An 11,521-nucleotide genomic window follows, 5' to 3' on the forward strand; every position below is an offset into this window, starting at 1 on the left:
ACAAACAAACGACTTTTTCGCCGGGTTTGGATGAGTTTTTGTCATTCATGCATTGATCTCAAACAACAAAATAACCTTTTAATTAACAAGGTTCTTCTTGTCATGATTAATACTCATTAACCGATGAGTATTAATCAGTTGAAACACAAAAGCCCTCTCTCTACTCTCTTTCAAAAATTAACAATAACGCAACAAACAATAACGCTAAAACAAAAAGCACTGTGAGGGATGCCTATGAGAGCAACATCTGGGATATTGAAAGGACTCAATCCGACTGTGACTATCGCATCAAAGATCGTCGTTATCGGTTTTGTACTTTTCTGCGCCATTCTCGCCAACCAAGCGGGCCAATACTTCGAAACGATTTCCGGCATTTTGCTGCAGAATATGAAGTGGTTTTACATCGGACTTGTTTCACTCGTTGTCGGTTTTCTTCTTTATCTTATGGTTAGTCGATATGGACATATTCGTTTGAGTAAAGATGACGAAAAACCAGAGTTTAGTTATTTGTCTTGGGTATCCATGCTTTTTTCCGGAGGCATGGGGATAGGCTTAATTTTCTGGTCGGTCGCCGAACCGATGTGGCATTACGCTGACAACCCATTTACTCAAGGCCTGACCAATGAAGCCGCAACAACATCAATGAAACTGACATTCTTTCACTGGGGTCTACATCCTTGGTCTGTCTTTATCATTGTTGCACTCGCATTAGCCTACTTTTCCTACCGTAAAGATCTGCCTTTTACCCTACGCTCTATCTTGTACCCTTTGATTGGCGATCGTATTTATGGGCCTATCGGGCACACGGTTGATATCCTAACAGTCGCGGTGACTGCTTTCGGTATCTCTCAAACCTTGGGGATGGGAGTTATCCAAATAAACTCTGGTTTGAATCAAGCCTTTGGTCTAGACATTAGTTTGGGGATTCAACTCTTTATTATCGTTTCCCTTTGTACTTGTGCGGTTGCGTCGGTGCTATCTGGTGTAGGGAAAGGTATTCGCCGTTTATCAGAATGGAACATGCTGCTTTCACTCGCACTCGTGCTAGTCGTACTTTACATTGGTCCAACTCGCTATATCTTAAATACGCTACTCGAAAGTACGGGGCTTTATGCACAAAACATTGTCGGTATGAGCTTATGGAGCGATGCACAGAATGACTCTGGCTGGCAAAACTGGTGGACGGCTTATTACTGGCCTTGGTGGATGACTTGGGCACCTTTCGTTGGCATGTTTGTGGCTCGTATCTCTAAAGGACGCACAATACGTGAACTTATCGGCGGTGCTCTCATCGTACCAACGCTGATCACGTTCTTATGGATTTCAGTATTTGGTGGTGCAGCGTTGAAGGTAGAGCAAGACGCTCGTGTTGCTCATCAAGAGCAAGTCACTGCGGCACAAGAAGCCAAACAAACACCACCTGCGGATTTTTCTGGCGGCCCGATTCTTGAAGCGACTAAAGCTGATACGACACGCGCTTTGTTTACGCTATTCGACAACCTAGATACAGGTATGTTTGGTAAACTCCTTAGCGTGCTTGCGTGTTTATTACTCGGTACTTATTTCATTACCTCCGCTGACTCAGGTACCTTAGTTCTATGTACCCTCGATGCCGCTGGACACAGTGAGCCTCCTACGTCTATACGCGTATTGTGGGGGATCATGATCGCTGCCATTGCGGGAGTGCTTCTATATGCAGGAGGGTTAAAAGCAATGCAAACGGCCTCCATTATTGCCGGTTTCCCTATCGCGATTTTTATCGCGGTGATGATCTTAACACTGTTCCATAGTATTCGACGCGAACCTAAGCCATGGGCAATGCTTCCTGAACATGTTCACCCAGAGCAAGAGAAACTTGATGGTCCTGTTGAACCGCTTGTTGAAAGCAAAACTGTGGCTTCCGAGCCTATCGCTTCAACATCCTCGCTGAAAGATGATTCCACACTTAATCAGGGACCAGTACTAAGTTAGTGCGTCGTTTCATCAATCAATTAAAAAAGCGGGAACTGATATTCCCGCTTTTTTAACATTACCAAACTCTGTTATTTTCTCTGCTTATTGATTTAAGCTAAGCCTCGATCACCTACCTCATCTGGCAACTGATGCAAAAGCCATTCTCTAAAACGTTTGACGCTGGCTGGGATTAAACCTCTATTTTTAGGTTCAAGCATAGAGAAATTGGAAGGTGTTGAAAGCACGTGTTCGACTGGCCTAACTAAAGCACCGCTTTGTAAGTAGTCGTCCACTAATGATCCCCAGGCTAACGCGATTCCCTGACCATTAATTGCCGCTTGTAACAGCATTGGATAGTTATTGATGTTCATGCGATTACGAGGCGAAATATTTGGCAATCCAACACTCGCAAACCACTGCTCCCAATTCACCCAATCTCTTTGAGACTCTTCCAGATAGAGTAACGTTTTATTGAAGATTTCTTCTGGCTCACTAGGCTGGCCTATTTTCTCTAAATAAAGCGGGCTACACACAGGGAATACTTCTTCTGAAAATAGCGTTGTCACATCCATTTCCGCAGGTGGAGTGCGACAATAAAACAAGGCGATATCGCAATCTAATCGGCGTAAGTCCAACACATTATCTGAGGCCAATATCCTTATATCGATGTCATCATGTTCATTTTGAAATTGAGCGACCTTAGGCAACAACCACAAAGCGGCCATTGCGTTTGTCGTCGCAACCGTGATCTTTTGTTCGCCCTGCCATTTCTTCACTTCACCCGTGATTTGAGCAATATCGAGCAAAGATTGGCTGACAGCTTGATAATATTGAAGACCTGTAGGCGTTAAGTTAATGCTTCGATTGGCTCGCGTGAACATAGCCTTGCCTAAGTATTCTTCTAATTGTCTAATTTGGCGACTGATAGCACCTTGGGTCACGTTTAGCTCGTCAGCGGCTAACGTAAAACTCAAGTGCCGCGCCGACGCTTCAAACGCAACGAGGCTATTTAAAGGTGGGAGGGGTTTGATTTTCATGTATCTTCCAGTAAGGCAGTATTGTAATTATTTTTATTCCCGGCAATCTTATGTTGCACGTGGATAATGCCATTCTGGACAACACCTCAAAAACGACAATTTATAAATGATAAAAAATAGAGATGAATCATAAATTGTTGTGAGAGAGACTGCCGTATACAGTTTCGTGGCTACAACGAGCACAAAAAAGAGGAGCAGTTACTCCTCTTATGCTTAGCCTTTTGGTCATTTTCTCCGAGTTAGCCCATTTACCCTATTGCCAGTTTAGTACTCACGTAACGCGCTTTTTTCTTTCTTGGGCTGGCTAAGAAGTACGCCAAAGTAAGTGGGCCTAATCGTCCCATAAACATCATGAAGATGATCACTAACTCACCCGGTTCGGACAAACTGCCCGTTAAGCCTCGCGATAACCCAACCGTACCCAGCGCTGAGACCGCTTCAAACATAATGTCTAACATAGACGCTTTCTCTGTCAGTAACAGCATGAAGATGGCAAACCAAGTCACGCCCACCGAGATCAGAGTCAGCGCCAATGCCTTGCTGATGGTCTCTTTGGGAATCTCGCGTTGAAAGGCATAGGTTGCTTCATCGCGACGCAAATAGCTGTAAGTTGCCAAGACTAACACCATAAATGTCACAACTTTAATGCCACTTGCCGTGCTCAATGATCCACCGCCGATAAACATCAACACCAGAATGATCGCCGTTGTGGCATCTTCCAACTGATCGATAGCTAAGGTGTTGAACCCTGCCGTTCTTGGCGTCACCGCTTGAAACCACGATGCCCACCATTTCCCTGCTTCGCTCAACGGGGCAAGCGTGTTGGGGTTGTCATATTCAATCAGGTAAATCGCGATAAGTGCCACCACGTTAATGATCATTGTGCCTAAGATCATCATTCGACTGTAAACGGTGAGTCGGTGCCAACGGCGATTGCGTTTTAAGTCAATCCAAACCGAGAAGCCTAAACCACCAATAATGAACGAACTGGTAATGGTGAAGTTAACGACCGGGTCGTCCACGTAAGGCATTAAGCTATCGGCACTCAACGCAAAACCTGCATTGTTAAACGCACTGATGGTGTAGAAGAAACCATGGAACAAACTGGTTTTCCAGCCCAGCTCTTCACTCCAATAAACGCTCAAAATAGTGAAACCAATAAGTTCAACGAGCAGAGCGAACATCAATACAGATTTAGCGGTGGCAATGAGTGTCGATGAGTCAGTTTGGTTGAACGCCTCTCTCGCGACGGCTCTCTCCAAAAAGCCAATTTTTCCGCCCAGAGCCAGCAAGGTCACGATGGCAAACGTCATTAAACCTAGGCCACCACATTGAATCAGGAAAGCGATAACCACTTGCCCAAAAGGCGTAAACGCCGTGCCCGTGTCTACCACAACTAATCCCGTCACCGTAATGGCCGATGTCGCAGTAAACAAGCTTTGAATCCAAGTGATGGGCTCTGTGGTGGCAATCGGCAGTTTGAGTAAAACTGTGCCGAGTATGATCAAGCACGCAAAACTGAGGCTAAGTATCAATGGCGGTGCGCCCAACAATTTTTTACCCGCTTTGGGTTTTCGCTCGATTGGGATAATAGAGGGATGCCACAAAACCATGTTACACCAACCTTGGAGCGACGTATTTCAGCTCAGCGCGACTACCGCAAAGCAACAGCGTGTCGAACTCATTAAGCACAAACTCATCATTGATATTGGTGTAGACGGCTTCTTCGCGCTTCACCAAGATAGGCTGAATGTTGTAACTGCCTCGGCTGATCAACTTAGAAAGCGGCGTATCGTGCAGATTGGATTTAACGTGGATTTCCACCACATACAAGCCATGCCCCATTTCTAAATAGTTGTTCACCATCGGATAGTTGAGTGCCTGCGCGACTCTTACGCCCATCTCCTCTTCCGGATGAATAATGCGTTGCACACCAAGCTTAGACACGATGGTGTGGTGTGCTTTGGTGCTCGCTTTGACCCAAATGGATTTCACACCCAGATTTTTCAGCGCCAGCGTACACAACAAACTGGCCTGCATGTCTTCGCCAATCGCCACCAACACCACATCACTATTCGCTAGCGCTAACTCTCTGAGTGCCCCTTCGTCTGTTGCGTCACATATGACCGCTTGCGTTAACTCTTCGACGTATTTTTCGACGATTTTCGGGTCGCTATCCACCCCCGTTACGGTGTGTCCAAGATGAATAAGTTCTAAGCTGGCGGCAACGCCAAATCGCCCTAAACCAATTACTGTAAAGTGAGCCATATCAATCCCTAACTGTGTTTTATGTATAGAAAATGCTAATGCGTTAAGGGCTAGACTGATTTTCCATCACGAAAAATAGGCAACACGAATCCTGTTCGAGTGCCGATAACCAGCACTAAACCTTGGCATTAACGTTGATTAAATTTGGAATTTAGTGGTGCTTGGACGCCTCAAGCACTAAACGATAGCCCAGCCCCGGCTCAGTTTTTAATAGCCGCTGTTCGTCAGCACTATCGTTCAGTTTTTTGCGTAGTTGACTCACTAACACGCGTAAGTAGTGAGTATCTTCGACATGACTTTTTCCCCAAATTACCGATAGCAAATGAGTTTGCTCAATGAGTTTTCCCGGCTTGAGAATCAACTGTTCAATGAAGGAAAACTCTTTCTTGGTGAGTGGAATTTCCCTCTGATCCAACCAAAATTGGTGAGTACTTTTGATGATTTTGACTCGGCCAGCCACCAGCTCATCAGCGACGGTTTGCTCATCCACCAAATCTCGAACCAGCACTTTGATGCGCGCGATGAGCTCTTTTACGCCAAAAGGCTTGCTCAAGTAATCATTCGCGCCCGCTTCTAAAAGGCGGATTTTTTCCTCTTCTTGATCGCGAGCTGTCAGCACTAGCACTGGCGTTTTATACGTCTGACGAAGCGTAGTGAGAAACTCCGCCCCATCGCCGTCGGGCAAGCCTAAATCTAGCAGAATTACGTGCGGCGAATACGCTTCGAAACACGCTTTGGCTTCTGCAATGGTACTCGCGCCAATGTAATCAAACCCTTCAGCAGACAGCGAAATTCGAATAAAGGTATGAATGCGAGGCTCATCGTCCACGACTAAAACTTTGTAACTCACGCCTGCTCTGCTCCTTGATTGAGTGGAAGTCGAATGCGGATCAGCGTCCCTTCTGATACTGGCATAGATTGAATATATCCTTGGTGTGCGGTGATGATGCCTTTGGCAACCGCGAGTCCCATTCCGGTGCCTGAATCGGCCGATTTGTTGTTCACACCAGAATAGAAAAGATTGAATATTTTTTCCGCATCTTCAGCTTTGATGCCAATCCCCATGTCCCGAACATCAATCACGCACGACGAACCCTGCTTAGAAAGAGAAACCTCAACAGATTCATTCTCTGGTGAAAATCGCATGGCATTATCCAACACATTAAAAATCGCTTGTTCGATGAGCGAACGACTTACTGACAAATAATCAACGGAATCATCCATATTCATGGACACTTTCTCGGTGTAATTTGGCAAACGAGAAACCGCATCCCGCACAATATCTGCAATCAGCTCATCTTTTTTGGTAATTTTTAATGTGCCGTGCTGGAGCTTAGTCGCCTGTAAGAGGTTCTCGATATATTGATGCAAGCGATGGCTTTCTGAAGTCGCACTGTCGAGCAATTCTTTACGCTCTAAGTCATTGAGCTTGGGCATGTACTCGTTGAGTGTGGTCAATGTTCCAATAATGGTTGCTAGCGGCGTGCGTAGGTCATGGGACACCGATAGCAGGATGCTGTTTTGCAACTTGGTTTGTTTTAACTCGCCCTGCTGGCGACGATAAAGATCTGCAAAAGTGCTGGTGATAAATGCCACCACCATAAACACGACTAGATTAAAAATGTCTTCCGGACGAAACATCTGCAAAGAGTAACGAGGCGTCGTGAAAAAGAAGTTGAAGCTCAACGCTTCGATCACCGCCGCCGCATAAGCGAATCGCGAGCTGCATTGAAACGCCACCACCACGACTGCTAACTGCAAAATCAGCAGGACGGCAGCCGTAGAGCCAAACAGTTGGTCTAACAGCCATGAGGCCACAACCGCGCCAACAATCACGATGGCAGAAAAGAGAAATGTGTTATCTCGCCAATGAGCAAACATAAAGTACATCAACCAAAATTCGATGTAGAAAACTTTAGCAAAAGCCCATTCGGAGTTCGCGTAAAAAAAGCGTAAAAAATTCAATAACGACAGTGAGTTATAAACATAATCATCATTAAGTTGGCCTAACTCAATGAATAATCACAAGTTAACGTTGCCCATTTACGCCTACTCACTCGGTATAAACGGCAGACACAAAAAAGAGGAGCATTTGCTCCCCTTTCGTGTAGCGCCATATTAGATGACTTGCCGTTGAGCATCACCTTGCTCAGACAAAAAGCCGCCAGTTTGATGCTTCCACAACTGAGCGTAAACGCCACCCAGTTGCAGCAGTTCGTGGTGCGAGCCTTGCTCAATGATTTTGCCGTCATCCATTACAATCAAACGATCCATCGCGGCAATCGTTGATAAACGGTGAGCAATCGCAATCACTGTTTTTCCTTCCATCAGAACTTCAAGGTTTTCTTGAATTGCCGATTCTACTTCTGAATCAAGTGCAGACGTTGCTTCATCCATGATCAAAATTGGCGCGTTTTTCAGCAGCACGCGAGCAATCGCCACGCGTTGACGCTGACCACCAGACAGCTTCACACCGCGTTCACCCACTTCAACGTCATAGCCAACGTTACCTTGCTCGTCTCGTAGAGATTGAATGAAATCATGAGCATGTGCTTTCTCAGCAGCTGCGATAACGGCACCCATTGAAGCATCTGGATCACCGTAAAGAATGTTCTCTTTAATTGAACGATGCAGCAAAGAGGTGTCTTGCGTGATCATACCGATGTGTTGGCGAAGCGACTCTTGTTCGACTTGCGAAATGTCCTGTCCATCAATACAAATCTTACCGCTATTTACGTCGTAAAAGCGCAGCAACAAGTTGACCAACGTGGATTTACCTGCCCCAGAACGACCGACAATGCCGACTTTTTCGCCCGGTTTGATGGTCAGATTCAAGTTCTCAAATACCGCCTTTTCATCACTGTAGTTAAAACCTACGTGATCAAAACTGATCTCACCTTGAGAGATTTGCAGAGGCTTGGCATTTGGTATGTCTTTCACTTCAACGTCGTTTGAAATCGTATTTATACCGTCTACTACCGTACCGATGTTTTCAAACAGTGCGCTAACTTCCCACATGATCCACTTCGACATTCCTTGTACGCGCAACGCAATACTAATGGCAATCGCAATAGCACCAATTGTTACAGCGTGCTCTAGCCATAGATAAACCGAAATGGCACTGATAGACATCAGCAGTAAATAGTTGATGGCATCAACACTAAACAGCAAACAAGTCACCATGCGCATTTGGCGGTAAACCGTCACCAAAAATTGCTTCATGCTGCTTTCTGCGTATTCCAACTCTCGCTGTGAATGAGCGAATAGTTTTACGGTAGAAATGTTGGTGTAAGAATCGACAATGCGTCCAGTCATTACAGAGCGAGCATCCGCTTGCTCTGTCGCTACTTGTTTCATTTTAGGGATAAAGTAGAACTGGATAACCGCGTACATTCCTATCCAAATCACAATAGGCAACATCAGCAAACCATCGGCCTCGCCCATCATCCAAAGCATCGAAAGAAAATAAACGCTGATATAAACCAGTACATCCACCAACTTCATGACCGTTTCTCGTACCGCTAACGCACTTTGCATCACTTTGGTCGCAACTCGGCCTGCAAAGTCACGTTGGAAAAATCCAACCGCTTGTTTTAGCAAGTAACGGTGAATCAACCAACGGATAGACATCGGGTAGTTACCCAATAACGTTTGGTGCATCACCATTGAGTGGACAAAACCGAGAGCTGGCATCACAACCGCCACTAAGAACAGCATCATTAGCATGCGATCACCCTGATCTTGCCAGAATGTTGCGCGATCCTGATTAGAGAGAATATCGACGAGCTCACCCATATAACGCAACAGCGTCACCTCAGTAATGGCAATAAGCGCACTGAAAACAGCCATGACAAGTAAAGGGGCTTCAAAGCCACGAGTGTAAAAGCGACAGAAGCCAAAAAGTGTCTTCGGTGGCTTTTCGGTTTCCATCTGGGGAAAGGGTTGGGTCAGTTTTTCAAACCAATTGAACATAACAACGACTTTAAGTACCGCGAATGAATTTGCGAACGTTTTACTATCTTTTGATACAAAAGTCAGTAAAATACCGAAACAAAAGTTCAAATGATAATAATTACAATTAAGCTTAGCGTTAATCATAATTGTCGGGAATATATTTATGACAAAGAATAACTTACTGACCATCGCGATCCGTAATGCGTTGGTCTGTGCTTTGGCACCAACAGCAGCAGTGGTTGCATTCACAGCACAAGCTCAAGAAGACGTTGTACAAGATGACATTATTGCAATGGAGACCATTACGGTCACCGCGCAAGCACTTAAAGTAGAAACCCCTGCGGCAGAAACGCCGCGCAGCGTATCTATCATTTCTGAAGATGAACTTCGTGTTCGTGCACCGCAAAAATTGGACGAAGCATTACGCTACACGTCTGGTGTAACCGCTCAACCTTATGGCGCAGACAACGACACTGATTGGTTCAAAGTTCGTGGATTTGATGCAGCGACTTACCTAAACGGCAACCGCCTATTCCGCGATGGTTACTACACATGGTTAGTCGAACCTTACGGCCTAGAAAGTGTAGAAATCGTTAAAGGCCCATCAGCTATTCTGTTTGGTGAATCGGCACCAGGCGGTATCGTGAATGCGGTGCAGAAAAAACCAACGTTTACGCCTCAAGGCGAAGTAAAAGTCGAAGTTGGCAACAACCAACACCAATCCGTAGGTTTTGACATTGCTGACGAAGCAAACGACGCAGGCACCGTGCGCTATCGTTTGGTTGGCTTGATGACAAGCCAAGACGGTGAACTGGACGGCACAAATAACGAGCGTTTCTACCTAGCGCCAAGTGTCGAGTTCGACATTTCTGACCGTACAATGCTGACCGTTTTGGCTACTTACCTTCATGATGACGGTGTACCAACTAACCCATTCTTCCCGGCAGCAGGTACTCTGATTGGTTCTAACTTTGGCAAAATCGATCCTTCGACTAACCTTGGTCAGCCAAACTACGATAAATACGAACGCACGCAGTTTTCTCTAGGTTACTTACTAGAGCACGACATCAATGACACGTGGTCATTCTCGCAAAACCTCAACTACGGCTCCAATGAGTTGTACTTGCGCAGCTCTTACGCGTTCTCAAACAACGATCCAGCGAAAGAAGAGTTAACGCAAGGCATCGTATTCCGTGACGGAAAAAACCAGAGCATCACGTTCGATAACAATGCTGTCGGCAACTGGATGACAGACAACGCAGAGCACACAGTGCTTATCGGTATGGATCTGCAATTCCACAAAACCGATGGCGACGAGCAAGACAACTACGCATTTGGCACCATCAATCCGTGGAACCCAGTTTACGGCAACTTCACCCCGCTTGATCCTGCCAACAACGTGAAACGTGAGATTGAGAAATCTCAAGCAAGTCTCTATTCACAATACCAATTGAAACTGCATGAACAGTGGATTGGTAACATCGGTGCTCGTTACGACTGGGTGAAAACAGAAAACTCTGGCAAAGGCGCTACCGTTGATCAAAGTGAATCTCGTGATGATGGTCAGTTGTCTCTCAGCGCGGGTGTTATGTTCCTTGCAAACAATGGTCTGTCACCTTACGCAAACTACTCTCAGTCGTTTGAAGTGATCAGTACAATTGATACAGCAACCAATGAACTATACAAACCGCTAGAAGGCGAACAAGTAGAAGTAGGTGTGAAGTATGAGCCAGGCTTTATGGATGGCTTTATCAACCTTGCATGGTTCGACATTACGCAAAAGAACGCGTTGGTGACTAACCCTTCAACATGGATCGCGACACAAACGGGGGAAGTGACTTCTCAAGGTATTGAGCTTGAAAGCACGGCGCAGCTAACCGACGATCTAAAACTGATGGCAAGCTACACCTACACTAAAGCAAAAACAGATGAGAGTTTTGGCCAAGGTAAAAAACAAGCCGCACTTATTCCTGAACACCAAGCTTCAGCATGGGTAGACTACAGCGCCTACAGCCTGATTCCAGGCCTCAATATCGGTACTGGTGTGCGCTACGTAGGTGAGTCAAAAGATAACCCTAAGAGCTCGAACCTAACTGTTCCTTCAGTCACTCTTTGGGATGCGTCAGTCACTTACGACATCACTTCACAGTGGCAAGCACAGCTAAACGTGAACAACATTCTGGATAAAGAGTTTGTTTCAGGTTGCGATTACTGGTGTTACTACGGCCAGTCTCGCTCTGTCATGCTAAACGCAAACTACCGCTGGTAATTGAACTTTCTACTCCCCTCTCTTGAGGGGAGTTTTCTCC

General features: G+C 45.7%; 8 protein-coding genes. 2 read left to right on the forward strand and 6 right to left on the reverse strand.

The features are described 5' to 3' along the window. Positions 1-234: 234 nt before the first annotated feature. Positions 235-1,971 carry a BCCT family transporter gene (locus L3V32_RS12480; protein WP_237284404.1) on the forward strand — a complete coding sequence of 579 codons (1,737 nt, stop codon included), beginning with the start codon at positions 235-237 and terminating at the stop codon, positions 1,969-1,971. 92 nt (positions 1,972-2,063) lie between these two features. On the opposite strand, the gene L3V32_RS12485 is transcribed toward L3V32_RS12480, so the two are convergent. The 6 genes from L3V32_RS12485 to L3V32_RS12510 form a co-directional block, all read right to left on the reverse strand. Beyond that, on the reverse strand, positions 2,064-2,990 hold the full coding sequence (locus L3V32_RS12485) for a LysR substrate-binding domain-containing protein (protein WP_005392445.1): 927 nt from the start codon (positions 2,988-2,990) through the stop codon (positions 2,064-2,066). 248 nt (positions 2,991-3,238) lie between these two features. Further along, complete coding sequence (locus L3V32_RS12490) at positions 3,239-4,603, reverse strand: TrkH family potassium uptake protein (protein ID WP_237284405.1); 1,365 nt, start codon at positions 4,601-4,603, stop codon at positions 3,239-3,241. Between the two features lies 1 nt (position 4,604). Further along, positions 4,605-5,258, reverse strand: coding sequence for a TrkA family potassium uptake protein (locus tag L3V32_RS12495; protein WP_005375180.1), 654 nt, complete (start codon positions 5,256-5,258; stop codon positions 4,605-4,607). 151 nt (positions 5,259-5,409) lie between these two features. Continuing rightward, positions 5,410-6,108: a response regulator transcription factor gene (locus L3V32_RS12500; protein ID WP_109169184.1), complete on the reverse strand. Its 699-nt coding sequence runs from the start codon at positions 6,106-6,108 to the stop codon at positions 5,410-5,412. Further along, the gene (locus L3V32_RS12505) at positions 6,105-7,139 is read right to left on the reverse strand and encodes a DUF4118 domain-containing protein (RefSeq protein ID WP_237284406.1); all 1,035 of its coding nucleotides are present in this window, start codon (positions 7,137-7,139) and stop codon (positions 6,105-6,107) included. The genes L3V32_RS12500 and L3V32_RS12505 overlap by 4 nt, the downstream gene beginning before the upstream one ends. 237 nt (positions 7,140-7,376) lie before the next feature. Continuing rightward, a complete protein-coding gene (locus tag L3V32_RS12510) occupies positions 7,377-9,230 on the reverse strand; it encodes an ABC transporter ATP-binding protein (RefSeq protein ID WP_237284407.1) in 1,854 nt (617 codons plus the stop codon). Positions 9,231-9,375: 145 nt separating this feature from the next. On the opposite strand from L3V32_RS12510, the gene L3V32_RS12515 reads away from it, so the two are divergent. Next, positions 9,376-11,481, forward strand: coding sequence for a TonB-dependent siderophore receptor (locus tag L3V32_RS12515; RefSeq protein ID WP_237284408.1), 2,106 nt, complete (start codon positions 9,376-9,378; stop codon positions 11,479-11,481). The last annotated feature ends 40 nt before the right edge of the window (positions 11,482-11,521 follow it).

It is taken from the genome of Vibrio sp. J2-4 (assembly GCF_021728155.1).
GTDB lineage: Bacteria > Pseudomonadota > Gammaproteobacteria > Enterobacterales > Vibrionaceae > Vibrio > Vibrio diabolicus.